Annotated in this window: 12 protein-coding genes; all 12 read left to right on the top strand. The window is 48.6% G+C overall.

Translation table 11 applies throughout. The features are described from left to right. Positions 1-99 precede the first annotated feature (99 nt). The 12 genes from LC508_RS11405 to LC508_RS11350 all read left to right on the top strand — a co-directional run bounded on the left by LC508_RS11405 (position 100) and on the right by LC508_RS11350 (position 17,153). Positions 100-1,020 (top strand): nucleotidyltransferase family protein, encoded by a 921-nt coding sequence (locus LC508_RS11405; protein ID WP_033141260.1) that lies wholly within the window; start codon positions 100-102, stop codon positions 1,018-1,020. Positions 1,021-1,141: 121 nt separating this feature from the next. Continuing rightward, entirely contained in the window at positions 1,142-2,488 is a 1,347-nt protein-coding gene (gene glmM, locus LC508_RS11400) for a phosphoglucosamine mutase (RefSeq protein ID WP_103731408.1), read from the top strand. 19 nt (positions 2,489-2,507) lie between these two features. Continuing rightward, positions 2,508-3,542, top strand: a complete 1,035-nt coding sequence (locus tag LC508_RS11395; protein ID WP_033141258.1) for a tetratricopeptide repeat protein — start codon at positions 2,508-2,510, stop codon at positions 3,540-3,542. A 152-nt stretch (positions 3,543-3,694) separates the two neighbouring features. Beyond that, positions 3,695-6,229, top strand: a complete 2,535-nt coding sequence (locus tag LC508_RS11390; protein WP_103731409.1) for a YhgE/Pip domain-containing protein — start codon at positions 3,695-3,697, stop codon at positions 6,227-6,229. Then, complete coding sequence (locus tag LC508_RS11385) at positions 6,226-8,406, top strand: YhgE/Pip domain-containing protein (RefSeq protein WP_103731410.1); 2,181 nt, start codon at positions 6,226-6,228, stop codon at positions 8,404-8,406. Before LC508_RS11390 ends, LC508_RS11385 begins: the two co-directional genes overlap by 4 nt. A 24-nt stretch (positions 8,407-8,430) precedes the next feature. Then, a complete protein-coding gene (locus tag LC508_RS11380) occupies positions 8,431-9,096 on the top strand; it encodes a response regulator transcription factor (protein ID WP_033141255.1) in 666 nt (221 codons plus the stop codon). Beyond that, positions 9,093-10,118, top strand: coding sequence for a sensor histidine kinase (locus LC508_RS11375; RefSeq protein ID WP_103731411.1), 1,026 nt, complete (start codon positions 9,093-9,095; stop codon positions 10,116-10,118). Before LC508_RS11380 ends, LC508_RS11375 begins: the two co-directional genes overlap by 4 nt. Before the next feature lie 154 nt (positions 10,119-10,272). After that, the gene (locus LC508_RS11370) at positions 10,273-11,058 is read left to right on the top strand and encodes an ABC transporter ATP-binding protein (protein WP_103731412.1); all 786 of its coding nucleotides are present in this window, start codon (positions 10,273-10,275) and stop codon (positions 11,056-11,058) included. Next, positions 11,052-13,064 carry an FtsX-like permease family protein gene (locus LC508_RS11365; RefSeq protein ID WP_103731413.1) on the top strand — a complete coding sequence of 671 codons (2,013 nt, stop codon included), beginning with the start codon at positions 11,052-11,054 and terminating at the stop codon, positions 13,062-13,064. The genes LC508_RS11370 and LC508_RS11365 overlap by 7 nt, the downstream gene beginning before the upstream one ends. A 91-nt stretch (positions 13,065-13,155) precedes the next feature. Further along, complete coding sequence (locus LC508_RS11360; RefSeq protein WP_225305367.1) at positions 13,156-13,782, top strand: type IV toxin-antitoxin system AbiEi family antitoxin domain-containing protein; 627 nt, start codon at positions 13,156-13,158, stop codon at positions 13,780-13,782. Further along, positions 13,775-14,695, top strand: coding sequence for a nucleotidyl transferase AbiEii/AbiGii toxin family protein (locus LC508_RS11355; protein ID WP_033144257.1), 921 nt, complete (start codon positions 13,775-13,777; stop codon positions 14,693-14,695). Before LC508_RS11360 ends, LC508_RS11355 begins: the two co-directional genes overlap by 8 nt. Before the next feature lie 313 nt (positions 14,696-15,008). Beyond that, positions 15,009-17,153 (top strand): family 78 glycoside hydrolase catalytic domain, encoded by a 2,145-nt coding sequence (locus LC508_RS11350; protein ID WP_103731414.1) that lies wholly within the window; start codon positions 15,009-15,011, stop codon positions 17,151-17,153. Positions 17,154-17,344 lie beyond the last annotated feature (191 nt).

Below are 17,344 nucleotides of genomic sequence, written 5' to 3'. Positions count from 1 at the left end.
TTTTATGGTAAGAGTGGTAATTGGTATTCTGACGCCTGATCTCCAGGCGGACAGACTGGTAACATATAGAATTTATAAACGAGGAACGGGAGAAAAATCATGAAAAAAACAGCACTGGTAATCATGGCAGCCGGAATCGGCAGCCGCTTTGGAAAAGGAATCAAGCAGCTTGCAAAAGTGGGGCCGAGCGGTGAGATCATCATGGATTATTCCATTCACGATGCCCTGGAGGCAGGATTCAACAAAATCGTATTCATCATCAGGAAAGACATAGAGGAAGAATTCCGTGAAGTGATCGGAAACAGGATCGAGAAGGTGGCAGAGGTGGAATATGTATTTCAGGATCTGCAGGACCTGCCCGAAGGATTTACCTGCCCGAAGGAGCGCACAAAGCCATGGGGAACCGGACAGGCCATCCTGGCAGCCAGAGAAGTGCTCAAAGAGCCGTTTATCGTCATCAACGCAGACGATTACTACGGCAAGGAAGCTTATGTAAAGATCCATGACTATCTGGTGGAAGAGCATGAGGATACAGGTAAGCTGGATATCTGCATGGCCGGATTTATTCTGGAGAACACACTGAGCGACAACGGTTCTGTGACCAGGGGCATTTGCTCTCTGGATGAGAATAAGAATCTGGTGGGAATCGCGGAGACCTACAATATTAAGAAGACAGAAGAGGGTCCGGCCGTGGAGACAGAGGACGGCGGCCTTTGTATGCTGGACCCCAAGAACCTGGTATCCATGAATATGTGGGGGTTGACACCTGCATTTTTAAGAACACTGGAAGAGGGTTTTGTGGAATTCTTAAAGGAATGCGGTCCGGAGGATCTGAAGAAGGAATATCTTCTTCCCACTATCGTGGATAAGCTCATCAAAGAGAACAAGGCAGATGTGGCTGTGCTCAAGACACATGACACCTGGTTTGGCGTTACATATCAGGAAGACAAGGAAAAAGTAATGGAAGCTTTCGCAGATCTGGTAGAGCAGGGCGTATACAAAAAGGATTTATACGCATAGACAGGCAGTGCCGCAGGCATCCGGATTCCACAATAACAGTGACAAATCACAAAAAATGTGATATTTTATAATACGGTAACGAAAAGATAAAGAAATTGGACATTTGTATAAGGAGTCAGTTATGGGAAAATATTTTGGAACAGACGGTTTCCGCGGGGAAGCTAACGTAAACCTGACAGTAGAGCATGCATTTAAAGTGGGACGTTTCCTGGGATGGTATTTCGGACAGGAGCATAAGGCGCAGATCGTGATCGGCAAGGACACCAGAAGAAGCAGCTATATGTTTGAATATTCACTGGTTGCAGGTCTGACAGCGTCCGGCGCAGATGTATATCTTCTGCATGTGACCACCACACCCAGCGTTTCCTACGTTGTGCGCACAGAGAACTTTGACTGTGGTATCATGATCTCAGCCAGCCACAATCCATTCTATGACAATGGAATTAAGATCATCAACGGCAACGGACAGAAGATGGAAGCATCCGTTGAGGAGCAGATCGAAGCGTATATTGACGGAAAGGTACCGGAGCTGCCTCTGGCAAAGAGAGAGGATATCGGCCGCACAGTGGACTTCTCCGCAGGAAGAAACCGCTATATCGGATATCTCATCTCCATTCCGACACGTGCCTTTAAGAATAAAAGAGTGGGCCTTGACTGCGCAAACGGCAGCGCATCTGCCATTGCAAAGAGTGTATTTGATGCGCTGGGTGCCAAGACCTATGTGATCCACAATGACCCGGACGGAACCAATATCAATACAAACTGCGGTTCCACACATATTGAGGAACTGAAAAATTTTGTCAGGGAAAATCATCTGGATGTGGGCTTTGCCTATGACGGAGATGCTGACCGCTGTATCGCAGTGGATGAGAACGGCGATGAAGTGAACGGTGACCTGATCATGTATGTATGCGGAAAATACATGCAGGAGCAGGGCAAGTTAAACAACAACACCATTGTCACCACCATCATGTCCAACCTGGGTCTTTACAAAGCCTGCGAGAGAGAAGGCATTGCATACGAGAAGACAGCCGTGGGCGACAAATACGTCTGCGAGAATATGATGGCAAACGGCCACTCCATCGGAGGCGAGCAGTCCGGCCACATTATCTTCTCCAAACACGCCACTACAGGTGACGGCATTCTGACTTCTCTGAAGCTGATGGAAGTCATCATTGAGAAAAAACAGCCTCTCAGCATGCTGACCAAAGAAGTGAAGATTTATCCGCAGGTACTGAAAAATGTGCGGGTATATGATAAGAAGGAAGCCAGAGAGAATCCGGAAGTGGTGAAAGCCATTGCAGAGGTGGAAAAAGCCCTGGGCGATGACGGAAGGATTCTGGTGCGCGAGAGCGGTACAGAGCCTGTGATCCGCGTAATGGTGGAAGCAGCTTCCAATGAGATCTGTGAAGAAAATGTAGATAAAGTGATTGCTGTCATGAGGTCTGAGAATCTGATCGTACAGTAAACGAACGGGGAATTTATTTGTGAAGGGAAAATTTATTGTTCTGACAGGATGCATCCTCTGTCTTATGGCAGGATGCGGAAAAGAGACACCCAGCTATTATGAACTGGGCGCGGAAGATTTAGAGGGGAAAAAATATCAGAGTGCCATCGAAAACTTTGAGCTGGCCATCGCCGAGGAGAAATATGAGGTGGAGGCTCTCAGGGGAGAGGGCATTGCCTATCTGAAAATGGGAAAATACGAAGAGGCACAGCAGGCTCTGGAAAAAGCCAGGGACCTGGCCGCTGATTCGGAGAAGGCCATGAGAGCCGACATTTTGGCATATCTGGCTGTGGTGCAGTACCAAAGAGGTGACTTTGAGGGAAGTGCAGCCACCTGCGACCAGATGCTGGATGTGAAGAACAGTAAAGAGGGATATTTCCTCAGGGGAACGGCCTATCTCCATCTGGATCAGTATGATAAGGCGGCATCCGACTTTGGAAAAGTGGCTGCAGATTCCAAAGAGTATAATGACTATCTGGAAATCTACCGTGTATACGAAGAGTGTGACATGAAGGCTGACGGAGAGTCTTATCTGGAGATGGCCCTGGATATAGAGGCCGGTGATGAGCGGGACCACTATGACAGAGGCCGTGTCTACTACTATCTGGAGGAGTATGATAAGGCAAAAAAAGAGCTGACCACAGCCTACAATGACGGATATAAAGAGGCAGCCATTTATCTGGGCAAGGTATACGCGGAACAGGGCGATACGGCCAATGCCCGGGCAAATTATAAAGAGAGCCTGAGTGAGCAGTCACTACAGGCAAAAGCTTACAACGGTATGGCTTACTGCGATATCCTGGACGGAGACTATGACAGTGCCCTCTCCAATATTCAGAAGGGACTGGACACGGGGGACCAGGACGAGAAACAGGCACTTCTGTTCAATGAAATCGTGGCCTATGAAAAGAAGATGGACTATGCGTCTGCAAAAGAAAAAATCACTGCATATCTGGAGGCTTATCCTACAGATGAGAGAGCAGTGAAAGAAAATTATTTTCTGGAGACAAGGTAAAGAAACGCCGGATTTCCGATATATCAGAACAGAGTATGGCATAATACTCTGTTCTTTTATCTTTTTATACAGATAAAATCTGCTGCTGCATACAGAGGCGCCGGATACAGCGCTGCGGGCACCGGCAGAAAAATGAACACAGGAGGCAGGTTATGAAGAAGGTATGGCAGATATTCATCAGAGACTGCAGAAGGCTGCTGCGCAACCCCGTAGCAGTGATCGTGGCAGTAGGGATCTGCATCATTCCGTCACTGTACGCGTGGTTCAACATTGCAGCCAATTTTGACCCTTATGCAAGTACAGGGGATATCAAGGTGGCAGTGGCAAACAGTGATAAAGGCGCAGAGAATGAGCTGACAGGGAGACTGGATGCAGGCGGTGAGATTGTCAGCAATCTGAAAGAGAACGATGCGCTGGGCTGGGTTTTTACAGATGAGAAGAAGGCAGTGGAGGGCGTAAGATCAGGAGAATATTATGCAGCCATTGTCATTCCGGAAACCTTCAGCCGGGATATGCTGAGCATTGTAAGCGGAGACTTCCACAGGCCGGAATTTACATATTACATCAACGAGAAGAAAAATGCCATTGCCCCTAAAATAACAGATACCGGGGCAGAGACTGTGGAGAAGGAGATCAACAGCACCTTCACTGCCACCGCGTCAAAAGCAGTGGCTGACATAATAGAAAAATCCACAGGCTCCCTGTCGGAGAAACTTTCCGGTTCCCAGGACAGTCTGCTTGAAAAGATCAGCCGCGTATCGGAAAATATCAGGGAATACCAGAATGGACTGGAAAAATTTGGGATCACTGCGGACAGTTCTAATGAGACCATAGAGGACACCCAAGGAACGCTGGACGCGCTGAAAGAGGCAGCCGGGGAGGGCAGCCGTGCCATTGACAAGAGCAGTGAAATCCTGGAACACGCAAGGACAGCAGCGTCTGAATTTTCCGCAGGGATGTCATCCGCTCTCTCGGAGGGGCAGACTGCGCTGGCGGATATAAACGCTGCGTCAAAATCCGCGATCGGTGAGATCAACGGAAAGATCCTGGAAATAAACGGCCAGGTGGACGGGATGATCACCAGAGCGGATCAGGCGGTTTCCCTGGGAGAAAGTGTCCTTGATAACCTTGTATCCTTTCAGGAAGCATACCCAACAGATGCCATGGCGTCTGTGATCGCCTCCCTGGAGGCTGAGCTGGAGGGACAGAGACAGGTCGTTTCAAGTCTCAGACAGGGGAATGACAGTATCGGCAGTTCTGTGGAGACAGCATCCGGTGCCCTGACCCAGGTGGATTCCATCCTTCAGGAGGCAGGGGAGCAGTTCCTTAGTTCCAGGGATACCTTTGACCGGCAGATTCTGCCGGGGATCAGCGGAAACCTGGATGCTTTTTCCGGACTGTCGGGCAGGCTTTCCGGCCTTCTGGACGGGGTGGAGCCGTCTGCGGAACAGGTAAAATCTGTTCTGGACGAGCTTGCCGCAAGCCTGGATGACATACAGGCAGTCCTGGTGAGCACGGGAGACTCCCTTGACAGTGTGCAGAACATACTGGAAAACGCTCAGACAGATTTAAAGGCACTGGAAAATTCCAAATCCATGGAAGTACTTATGGATCTTTCCGGCATTGACGGGGAATCTGTGGCAGATTTCATGTCCTCGCCGGTGGAGGTGGAGACAAAGGAAGTCTATAGTATTGAAAACTATGGCTCTGCTTTAGCGCCCTTTTATACGAACCTGGCAATCTGGGTGGGAGGTATTGTTCTGATCGCCATTTTCAAGCTGGAGGCAGATAAAGAAAAAGTGGGGAAATTTTCGGCTGTACAGGGATATTTCGGGAGATGGCTGCTCTTTGTGGCTTTCGGAGTCGTACAATCCCTGATCATATGCCTGGGAGATTTATATCTGCTTAAAATACAGTGCGCAGACCCGGCAGCATTTTTATTTGCCGGGGTATTTGCTTCTTTTGTGTATGTAAATATTATTTATGCACTGTCCATTACCTTCAAACATATCGGAAAAGCAATCTGTGTGATCTTGGTCATTGTACAGATACCCGGCTCTGCAGGGACATATCCCATAGAGATGACCCCGGGATTTTTCCAGGCGCTTCATCCTCTGCTGCCCTTTACCTACGGCATAAATGCCATGCGGGAAGCAGTGGCAGGTATTTATCGGTACCATTATCTGGAAGATATGCTGTGCCTGACCGTTTACATTCCCATAGCACTTTTGATCGGCGTTGCTGTGCGGCCTCTGCTGCTGAATTTAAATCTGCTTTTTGACAAGAAACTGGCACAGACGGACCTGATGCTCTGTGAAGAAAACGGGATACCAAATGAGAGGATACGCCTGTCTTCTGTGGTGCGTATGCTTGCAGGGCAGGAGGAGTTTAAGGCGCAGCTGTATGAAAAAGCGGCAGAATTTGAGATCGGCTATGAGAAGAGAATCAGACGGGGATTTTTGGCTATCCTTGTGATCCCTCTCATTTTCCTGGTGCTTATGTTCAGCATTGATTCCAAGATGGTCTTCCTGGTACTCTGGATCGCCTCCATCATAGGCATTGCGCTTTATCTCATCTGTCTGGAATATATTCATGAGAGCCTGAACCGGCAGATGCGGCTCAGTAAGATGAGCAGGGAGGAACTGCATCAGGTACTGGAAAGTAAGAAGGAGGGCAGCAGCAAATGAAAAATATATGGAAAATTTTCCGGGCAGATGTAAGCCATATTAAAAACAATGTCATTGCGCTGATCGTCATTCTGGGACTCACGGTTGTGCCTGCCCTCTATGCGTGGTTTAACATAGCTGCAAGCTGGGACCCCTACAGCAATACAGGGGGGATCCGGGTGGCTGTGGCAAACGCGGATGAGGGATATGAGAGCAGCATTGTTCCTGTCAAGATCAATATGGGAGATACAGTCATCTCAAGCCTCAGGGCAAATGAGCAGATGGACTGGGTCTTCACTGACAAAAAGAAAGCAGTGGAAGGTGTGAGGTCCGGAAAATACTATGCGGCGATCGTCATACCGAAAGCATTCAGCAAAGATATGATGACAGTCTTTTCCGATGATGTGACACACTCCAGTCTGATCTATTATTCCAACCAGAAGGAGAATGCCATTGCACCCAAGGTCACGGATAAAGGGGCGGACTCCATACGGGCGCAGATTGACGAAATCTTTACAAAGACGATCAGCCAGATTGGACTGGATGTGATGAATTCCCTGTCCTCCTATTTGAATCAGGACGGCACAAGGACCATGATCGGAAATCTTGCAGGAAATACAAAGAACAGCGCGGATGATCTGAGAGGGCTGGCTTCCACCATGACAGCATTTTCGGATATGATGGATTCCATGCAGGGGATTTTGGATACCACATCTTCCCTGCTGAAGCAGTCCGGAGAGAGTACAGAGGCCGGACTGGATGTACTTAAGGATACCGGGGAGGGCATGGAGGGCCTGAGCAGCAGCCTTTCCGGAACCACAGAGGTAATCAGCCAGGTACTTGAGGACAGTGGTTCCTATTACCAGGCTGTCTCCCAGGTGATCGACGAAACCTTTGCCTCCATGGAGGATAATTCCCAGAATGCAGCATCCAGCCTTTTGGGACTGTCTGATGTGACCCAGAGTGTGATTGACAAATATACGGATTTCAGGGACAGCCTGGCCGCTGTCCGGGATGCCCTTCCCGTGGGAGGAGAGCTTCTGAATCCCCTGATCAGCAATATGGAGGAACTGACCGCAGGACAACAGGCATTAAAAGATAAACTGGATGAGACGGCAGGAAAAATCACAGATACGGCTGCGGATATAGGCACATACCATGGCCAGCTTCAGCAGATGGCGGATGACAGCGTACAGCAGATATCGTCTGTACAGAGTGACTATGAGGAAAACCTGCAGGCAGAGCTCGGGGAACTTTTCGGAACCCTGGGTGATACAGGCACATCTGTGGCAAATGTGATGGAAAAACTGGATGACAGCATTTCCGGTCTTGGCAATATCTCAGACAGTGCCTCCTCGGACCTGGCAGAAGTGAGAAAAGCGCTGGACACCTCAGCTTCCCTTCTGACAGAGGCTGCGGATAAGATTGAGGGCGTGTCAAAAACACTGGGGGACGCTGTGGACAGCCAGGATTCGGATGTGCTGAAAAATCTGATCGGCAGCGACCCGGCATCTTTAAGTTCGGTGTTGGCAGCGCCTGTGAAACTCAACCGCACGGCTGTGTATTCCGTGGAGAATTACGGCTCCTCCATGGCGCCTTTCTATTCCTCCCTGGCAATCTGGGTGGGCGGAATCGTGCTGGTAGCAATGATGAAGGTAAACGTCTCCAAAAAGACCACGGACAGCCTGAAAAATGTGAAGGAATACCAGATGTATCTGGGCAGGTATATTCTGTTTTTCCTCATGGGACTTCTGCAGAGCGGACTGATCTGTCTGGGAGACCTGTATTATCTTGGAATCCAGTGTGAGCATCCGTTTTTGTTCGTGCTGGCCGGATGGATGGCAAGTGTGGCATTTGTGAACCTGATCTATACCCTTACGGTTTCTTTTGGGGATATCGGCAAAGCCATATGTGTGGTGCTCCTCGTCATCCAGGTGGCAGGCTCCGGCGGAACCTTCCCCATAGAGGTGGCGCCTGCGTTCTTTAAGAAAGTATATCTGTTTTTGCCCTTTACGCACAGCATGGCTGCCATGCGGGAATGTATCGGCGGGTTATACGGAAATACCTATTGGACGGAGATGGGCAGACTGGGACTTTTCCTGGCAGCATCCCTGCTTTTGGGGCTGGTACTCAGAAAGCCGGTGATTCGTCTGAACCATGCATTTATGGAAAAACTGGAAAGTACGAAAATTATGTAAGGGTAAAACGAAGGAGGATGGAACGTGGAAAAGATTCTGATCGTGGAGGACGAGGAAGAGATTGCCTGCGGGCTGTCCTCTCTTTTGAAGAACCAGGGATATGTATGCGATGGCTGGGACGGAAGAGGAAATGCAGTGGAGATCATAAGAGAAACAGCTCCTGACCTGATCCTGATGGATATCAATCTGCCGGGGCAGGATGGATTTGCTCTGTGCAGGGAAATCAGAAATGCCTGCTCCCTGCCTGTTATCTTCCTCACAGGCCGCAGCACCTCCATGGACGAGCTGGAAGCACTGCAAAGCGGCGGGGATGACTTCATCACAAAGCCGTATAAGGCACCCATTCTGCTGGCGCGGATTCAGACTGTGCTGCGCAGAGTAAAAGGCCCGTCAAAGCCTGCGGTGCTTCAGTATCGGGGCATCACTCTTGACCTGGGGGCTGCCCGGCTGACTTACGGAGAAAAAAGCCTGGAGCTTGGCAGAAATGAGCAGAAGATATTACACCGGCTCTTTGAGCATGCCGGAAATATTGTGAGCCGGGAGGAACTGGTGGATTATCTCTGGGAAAACCAGATTTATATTGATGACAATACACTCAGCGTAAATGTGCGCAGACTCCGGGAGAAGCTGGCCTCCATAGGTCTGCCCGGCCTGATACAGACAAAAAGGGGGATGGGGTATAAGGTATGAAGTTCAGAGAGTTTTTGGGGGACAGGACAGGCGTAGTGCTTTTGCAGCTTGGTGCAGCCTGGGCTCTTTTTGTGTTTTTAACAGCGCTTGGGGTACAGTCAAGGGAAGCAGCCCTGCTTCTCATTACCTGGTTCGGGATTTTTGCTGCCTGGACCGGGTTTTCTTTTTACAGGGAGAAGAAATATTTTACAGAGCTTATGGATACGGTCAGGGAAATGGAAAAACCATGGCTGGTCACAGAGATCTTAAAAGTACCGGATACCTTTGAGGGAAAGAAATACTGGGAAGCCATGAGAATTTCCATGAAGGCCATGGAGGAGCAGGTGTCTGAGGCAGAGCAGAAGCAGAGGGCATACCGGGAATACGTGGAAAACTGGGTCCATCAGGTCAAGCTGCCTCTCACAGCGGCACAGCTTGTATGTGAAAACGAGAAAAGCAGAGAGAACCGCCGCATCTTAAAAAGCCTGGAAAACATAGACAGGGAGATTGAGCAGGTCCTTTATATGAGCCGCATGGAAAATCCGGAGCAGGATTACATCATACGAAGGATAACAATGGAATCCTGCGTGGCCCGGGCAGTTGCTGCCGACCAGGAGACGTTCAGGCAGAGAGGCGTAAAAATTGAGACGGAAGGTCTGGAGACAGAAGCCTGTACGGACAGCAAGTGGCTGACTTTTATGCTGCGTCAGGTACTGTCCAACAGCCTGAAATACATGGAGGAATCCCCCTGTATAAAAGTCCGGGCACGGCGGAAAGAAAATACCGTGCTCTTAATCGTGGAGGACAACGGATGCGGAATCCGTGAAAGCGAGATGGGAAGAATCTTCAACAAGGGGTTCACGGGCAGCAATGGGAGAAAGAACAGGGAATCCACAGGGATGGGACTGTATATCTGCAGGGAGCTCTGTAAAAAGCTGGGGATGGCTGTCCGGGCGGAATCTGTATGGGGGGAATATACAAGGGTCGTATTTGAGATTCCCATAGCGGAACAGGCATCTGTGATGTCTGTTCACAAGGTATGAGGGCCGGCCAATGCATCCTCTGCCTCATCTTACGAATATGTAAGATAACATTCGGTAAAATCACAGGTAACCTGCCCTCCTGTTTTCTATAATAGAGGAGTAAAAGGAACACTTGTGCAGTTGCCAATGGAAGAAGAAAGGCAGGGAATGGAATATGGCGGAAGTTCTGAGAGCGGAACAGATAGAAAAATATTACGGTACAAAGGATAATCTGAAAAAGGCACTGGATGGTCTGAGTTTCCAGGTGGAGGAAGGGGAGTTCACCAGTATAATGGGGGCTTCCGGCTCAGGCAAGACAACACTGCTCAACTGCATTTCCACTGTGGACTGTGTGAGTGCAGGGCATATTTATCTGAACACAGGGAAGCAGGGGCCTTCCGGGATTATGGATATCACTGCAGTGGAACAGGGAGCACAGGCAAAGTTCCGCAGGGAAAATCTGGGGTTTGTGGTACAGGATTTTAACCTTCTGGATCGTCTGACCATTGAGGAGAACATTGCCCTTCCCCTGGTTTTGCTGGGACTGCCGGCAGAAAAGGTGCACGCCAAAAGTGTGGAGATGATGGAGCGGCTTGGAATCGGGGAAATTGCCTCCAGATTTCCTTACCAGGTATCAGGAGGGCAGAAGCAGAGATGTGCCTGCGCGAGGGCGCTGATCAAAAAGCCGAGAATCCTTCTGGCAGATGAGCCTACCGGGGCGCTGGATTCCCGCAGTTCCCGGCAGCTTATGGGGCTTTTGGGGGAACTGAACCGGGAACTGCAGGTGACGATACTCATGGTGACCCATGATTCTTACTGTGCCAGCTTTGGAAAACGTGTCCTTTTTTTGAAAGACGGAAGAATTTTTAATGAGATTGTCCGCGGCAAAAAGGAACAGCAGGAGTTCTATGAGGAGATCCTGCAGGTACAGTCCTTTCTGGGAGGTGACGTGTCATGCTGAGAAAACTTTCAAGGAGGAATGCGCTGCGCCAGATGCGGGATTATGCGGTGTATCTTCTGACATTGATTCTGTCTGTGACATTGATGTATTCCTTTCACCTGCTGGTGTTTTCAGAGGAGATAAAAGCCATTCTGGGTGAGTGGTCCATGATGCCTTTTATCATTATTTTTATCAGTGTTATCATTGTACTGATCCTGGGCAGGCTGGTGAGCTATATTACGGAGTTTATATTCAGGAAAAGAAGCCGTGAGTTCGGGACTTATATGATGCTGGGCATTGAGAACCGGGAGATTGCCGGAATGTTTGCCCGGGAGAGCATAACCATAGGAGCCGCGGCATGGCTTGCAGGACTGGTGGGAGGTACTTATTTTTACCAGATCTTAAAGGCCATGGTGATGCACTTATTTCTGCGGCCTTTCCACATGGGGCTGGAATTTTCATGGGGAGCGTTTTGTCTGACCAGTGTGTACCTGGTCTGTATCTTTTGGCTGTCAGGCAGAAAGGTAAAAAAGAAAGTAATGGCAGTCAGCATCCGGGAACTGCTCTCTATGGACGCGGAGAATGAGAAGGCGCCTTTAAAGAATAAGAAACAGAAGAGGATACTTTTTCTGCTCTCCCTGCTCGCTTTGCTGCTGGGATGCTGTTCTTTTGGGGCACTTCTGTACTGTGAGATCAGCAACGACGCCGGGGGTGCGGCAGCCTTATTCGGGCTGTCCATGATCGTGCTTTCCGTGTTCGGTCTCTTTATGAGTTTTCCTGTGGTTCTGGAACAGAAGCTTAATAAAGTGAAATGGAAATACAGGGGCAGGAATCTGGTTCTGGGGCGCATATATTCAGGCAAGATTCGGAATCTCAGTCTGACCTTTGCCAGTGTCAGCATTTTGTTTCTCCTGGTATTTCTGGCAGTGAGCCTGGGGTTGTTTTTTAACAGGCGCGTGGATGGCCGGGTGAATGAGACGGCATTTGACTTTGCTGTAGGGTCCCTGTACGGGCAGAAGAATCTGCAGCCTTTTAAAGAGTATGTACAGAAGGAAATACCGGAAGCTGCCACTGCCGATTATCAGGTATACACCTCCGGCAGGCGTGATTTCGGCGCGTATTTTTCCACGGAAAATATGGGAAAATTCATGGCATTTTCCCACATGGACGCCATGGAAAATGACTGTTATATGGCAATGTCCGTGTACAAAGAATTAAGAGATATGCTGGGTATGGAGAAGGTAAATCTGGAGGAAGACAAGTATTATATGCACTGCAGCGGCTTTGCAAAAGAAAAGCTGGAGCGGTATGCCGATACCCGGGCGCTGACAGGAAGCGGCCGGAGCATTCCGGCCGGCACAGACAGGGAAAAGGACGCGGCACTCTCCTTTGGCGGGGCATTCACAGGTGCGTTTTTCCAGCAGGAATTTTTCGGGAATGGGAGCTACTATCTGCTGATCGTGCCGGACCGGGTGGCCAAAAACATGCAGGTGATTGAGGAACTGTATGTGGGAGTGGCGCCAAAAGAGCTCTCCATGGAAGTATATAAGGGAATCGCAGCCATAGCGTGGGAAAATCAGATGCATGTGACCGGCAAGGCGGAAATCCGGGAGAGCGGGGCCTCTATTGTCATGAGTCTTTCCTTCCCTCTGTTTTATCTGGCATTTATCCTGCTGGCTGCGGCGGCAACTATCATGACTGTGCAGATACTGAGTGATCTGGAGCAGGAGCGGCAGCAGTTCCGTATACTTCAGGAATGTGGCATGGATAAGGCAGAACAGAGGAAGATTCTGCAGAGATATTTTGCCGTCTATTACTCCTTCCCCGTACTTCCCGCCGCTGTGGGAGGTGCCGCAGTGTATATGGCGATCACAGGCAGCGTCAACTGGGATGCGTACCAGGGAATGACGCTGGTAGGATTTGGAGAGGGAATAGGTATCCTGGGAGTGACGGCGGGGGTGTTTTTCAGCATCTATCTGGTTTACTGTCTGAGTGCGTATATTTCTTTTAAAAAGGCAGTTTTGTAAAAAAGAGTCCGGCGTTGACGATATGAAACATTGGGCATTGTGATTTTTTTGATTTTATGCTACAATAAAGCATACAAAAATGTAAAATTGTATGCTGAAAGTTGGTGCCTGTTTGAATAAAAAGGAAATTGTACGAAACATAATAAAGGAAAAGGGCGGTATTGTAAGAACTTCTGATTTTCTTGCAGCCGGTATGAAAAATTATGAGGTTGCCGCACTTTGCAGAGAAGGAATAATAGAGCGAATCCGGCATGGATATTATCAACTTCCTGATAATACCATGATAACAGAAGAACAGCTGATTAAAGAACTGCTCCCTCAGGGAATTATTTGTGTCGAATCAGCCCTTTTTCATTATGGATATAGTGACTTTGCCCCGCGCGAGTGGTCGATTGCGGTGCCGCGAACGGCAGTCAGGACAGTTAAGCGTGTGCAGGAGATATCCATGAAAACCTATTACATTCAAAGAGAGTTTTTAAATCTTGGCAAGACGATGGAAAACTTCAGCGGTATTTCTTTGCCTGTCTATGACCGAGAACGTACACTTTGTGATTGCTTTAAATATCGCACAAAGCTTGATAATGAACTCTTTAATAAGGCAGTCAATGCTTATGCGGCAGATGAGAAAAAGAATCTTGCCAATCTTTCCAAATATGCGAAAACAATGCGTCTTTACACAAAAGTAATGAATGTAATGGAGGTGCTGTTGAATGGCTGATGTAGCTGCGTCTGTACTTGCACGCCTTAAAAAGATTGCCAAAGAAAGCGGGAGAAGTTACCAACTTTGTCTGCAGCTCTTTTGCCAAGAGGAGTTTCTGCGCCGTTTAGAGAAATCGAAATACGCGGAAAATCTTGTATTAAAGGGCGGACTTTTCATCTATTCGCTTACCGGTTTTGACAGTCGTGTTACCGTAGATGTAGATTTTCTGCTTCAGAAAATTCCAAATACACCGGAACAGTTGAAAGTGGTGCTGGAAGAAATCATTGCTTCCCCTACTGAGCATGATTTTGTGACTTTTGAAATCAAAGATGTTGCACCAATCGCTCTCGCAAAAAAATATGCGGGTATCGGAGCTTCAGTCGTGGCTTATATTAAAAACACTCGCACGCCATTTGGGATTGATTTCGGTGTGGGAGACATAATCGTACCAAAACAGGAAAAGCGCAAGATACCGACGCAGCTTCCTGACTATAATGCACCTATGATCAATACATATTCACTAGAGACAACTATCGCTGAAAAAATTGATGCAATCCTTAGTTTAATGGAGTTTTCCAGCAGAATGAAAGACTATTACGATATATATTATATTGTAAATAAGTTTGATTTTGAAGGCAGAGTGTTGTCAGAAGCATTGCACAGAACTTTTGTAAACCGTGGACATACGTTCAGTATAAAACAGTTTGAACAGGTTATGGGATTTGGCGATGATGCGGCAATGCAGAAGAAGTGGAAAGCTTTTGTCCGTAAGATCAATACCAATACGGATGATTATGGCACCGTTCTGGAAACAATAAATGTATTTCTTGCCAAACCATTTGCCGCGGCAATAGAAGGTATAGAATATACAGCAGATTGGTCTGCCGCAAAGGGAGAATGGCAAGAAAGTTTGCCGGAGATCTGTAAGTGAAATATAAAGGTATTGCTACATAACAGCAGTCAAAATTCAAATATGATTTCATAAGGGAACAGTGGGAATAATTAGGAATACAGATACAAAAATGTCGGCGGAAGTGTCATCCATCTGCCGGCATTTTGTTTTTCAATTTGGACTATAGATGTCTTCTGCTGGATTCTTTTTTCATACCTTCGGAGATAAGAAAGAGAGAAATAGTACATATAATCCAAAAAAGTTACATGTACTTAAAAACCTGAATGCCTTATGATAGAGCAGAAACAATGAATTTTAGGAAATTTTCAGCTTATCAACAGGAGTGAGACATATGACAAAATTTGAACCGGTTTGGCTGACTATCCCTCTGTTTGACGGCATAAAACCGGAAAAGCCTTATCACAAAGAACACCAAAAGCGCACCATGCAGGTGTTTCCGGTGCAGAATCTCCATGTTCTTGCCCGCTCAGATGTGGAGACAGAGGGGAACGGAGAGAAGTATCTGCTGCGCATATCCGCAGATGATTACTACAAGCTGTGGGTCAACGGCAGATTTGCAGGACAGGGCCCTGCCCCGGCGTGGCCGGAGAAATATTATTACAATGAGATAGATATTACAGAATTTCTGCATCCCGGAAAAAATGTGCTGGCAGTACATCTCTATTATCAGGGACTTATCAACCGTGTGTGGAACAGCGGGGACGGACGCTTTGCCCTTACCGCACAGCTAATCTGCAGAAGTTCGGAGGAATGCCTCCCCCTTTCCTGGAAATACAAAATATCCGAGGCCTATATAGGGGAGACAACAGGCTATGAGACGCAGTTCTTGGAGAACTTTGACAGCCGGCGCTGGGATGCGGACTGGAATCTTGCCGGGTTTGATGACAGCCGGTGGGAGCCTATGATAAAGGCAGAGTGGGCAGACTATACTTGTGTCAGACAGCCCACAAAAATGCTGGCCGTATACGAGAGGGCACCGGAAACAGTAAAAAAAGAGGAAGGCTGCTGGTATGTGGATATAGGCCGTGAGATTACAGGCAGTCTGCGGATCAAAGCCTCAGGTCCGCCCGGAGCGGAAGTGGAGATTCTCTGCGGGGAGGAGCTGCGCAAGGACGGCAGTGTCCGCTGTGACATGCGCTGTGGCTGCACATACCGGGAGATATGGACACTGGACGGCGGAATCTGCGAGCTGGAGCCGTATGACTACAAAGGATTCCGATACGCGGAAATCCGTTTTGGAAGCAGCGTAAAGATTCTGGAAATCCGCGCCCTGATCCGTCATTATCCCATGGAGGATTCCCTGTGTACACTGAGGACCACGGAGGAAAAACTGGCGGGTATATTTTCCCTGTGCAGAAATACGGTAAAATACGGCACTCAGGAGGCATATCTTGACTGCCCCACAAGAGAGAAGGGGCAGTATCTGGGGGACGCGGTGGTCACGTCACGTTCCCAGGTGTGGCTGACGGGAAAGACAGAGATGCTGAGAAAATGTATTGACCAGTTTGCCCTTACAAAAGACATCTGTCCCGGCCTTATGGCAGTGGCTCCGGGGGCATTTATGCAGGAAATCGCTGATTTTTCCCTGCTGTGGTCACAGCTTCTGCTGACAGACTATGCATTCACCGGGGACAAGGGATTTCTGAGAAAATATTATGATACTGCCAGAGGTGTTGTAAATTATTTTTCTGTGTATGAGGACGAAAGCGGGCTTTTAGACCGGGTGTCAGAGAAGTGGAATCTGGTGGACTGGCCTGAAAATCTGCGTGACGGGTATGATTTTACCCTGAGCCGCCCGGTGGTGGCAAAAGGCTGCCACAATGTCATCAATGCTCTGTATGCAGGGGCATTCAGGGCGTTGACAGAGATAGAGCGGATTCTGGGAATACCCGCATCCTGTTCCTTTGAAAAAATACGGGCTGCCTATATAGATGCTTTTTATCGACCGGACAGAAAACTGTTTGCAGACAGTAAGCAGAGCGGACACTGTTCTCTCCACTCCAATCTGTACGCGCTGTATTTCGGGCTGGTACCCGGGGAGGCAGCGGACCGTGTAGCGGATTTTCTGGAGGAAAAAGGGTTCTGCTGCGGTGTCATGCCAAGTTATTTTGTTCTCAAAGCTCTTGCGGATGCAGGACGTTATGAGAGCGTATACAGGCTTCTGGTCAATGAAGGGGAACACGGCTGGGTCAACATGCTGCGGGAGGGGGCTTCCGCCTGTTTTGAGGCATGGGGAAAGGAACAGAAGTGGAATACCAGCTTATGCCATCCCTGGGCCACAGCGCCTGTCAGTATTTTGATCGAGGAACTGGCGGGGATCCATCCGGACCCGGGAGAGCATAATGGATACAGGTTTGAACCACATATTCCGGATTCCATAAAAGAATTCTGCCTTACCGTCCCCTTTGGAGGAAAGCAGTTGAAAGTGATAAAGGAGGATGGGAGAATCGCTTTGTATCAAAAGGGTTACTGTTAACACGCCACTGTCCCGCGAGGTGTTTTCAGGCCGCAGGCATGAAAATCCCGAGGCAGCCAGCGCGATATGGAGCAGAATGCTCCATATCTGTGCATCGCGAAGCGTGTTACTGGGCACGCAGTGAACAGTAACTCAACAGGAATCATGCGGCAGCTTTTTTCATTCAGCTATTGACACAAGAGATATGTAAG

It is taken from the genome of Blautia parvula, from assembly GCF_020215665.1.
GTDB lineage: Bacteria > Bacillota > Clostridia > Lachnospirales > Lachnospiraceae > Blautia > Blautia celeris.
The sequence above is the reverse complement of the archived record's forward strand: the minus strand, read 5'-3'. Positions and strand labels throughout refer to the sequence as shown.

What these genes read in the sequence shown, in the direction of transcription:
- LC508_RS11405 (WP_033141260.1), top strand. Translation starts at nt 100, where the DNA reads ATGAAAAAAACAGCACTGGTAATCATGGCAGCCGGAATCGGCAGCCGC.
- glmM (WP_103731408.1), top strand. Translation starts at nt 1,142, where the DNA reads ATGGGAAAATATTTTGGAACAGACGGTTTCCGCGGGGAAGCTAACGTA.
- LC508_RS11390 (WP_103731409.1), top strand. Translation starts at nt 3,695, where the DNA reads ATGAAGAAGGTATGGCAGATATTCATCAGAGACTGCAGAAGGCTGCTG.
- LC508_RS11385 (WP_103731410.1), top strand. Translation starts at nt 6,226, where the DNA reads ATGAAAAATATATGGAAAATTTTCCGGGCAGATGTAAGCCATATTAAA.
- LC508_RS11375 (WP_103731411.1), top strand. Translation starts at nt 9,093, where the DNA reads ATGAAGTTCAGAGAGTTTTTGGGGGACAGGACAGGCGTAGTGCTTTTG.
- LC508_RS11370 (WP_103731412.1), top strand. Translation starts at nt 10,273, where the DNA reads ATGGCGGAAGTTCTGAGAGCGGAACAGATAGAAAAATATTACGGTACA.
- LC508_RS11365 (WP_103731413.1), top strand. Translation starts at nt 11,052, where the DNA reads ATGCTGAGAAAACTTTCAAGGAGGAATGCGCTGCGCCAGATGCGGGAT.
- LC508_RS11360 (WP_225305367.1), top strand. Translation starts at nt 13,156, where the DNA reads ATGCTGAAAGTTGGTGCCTGTTTGAATAAAAAGGAAATTGTACGAAAC.
- LC508_RS11355 (WP_033144257.1), top strand. Translation starts at nt 13,775, where the DNA reads ATGGCTGATGTAGCTGCGTCTGTACTTGCACGCCTTAAAAAGATTGCC.
- LC508_RS11350 (WP_103731414.1), top strand. Translation starts at nt 15,009, where the DNA reads ATGACAAAATTTGAACCGGTTTGGCTGACTATCCCTCTGTTTGACGGC.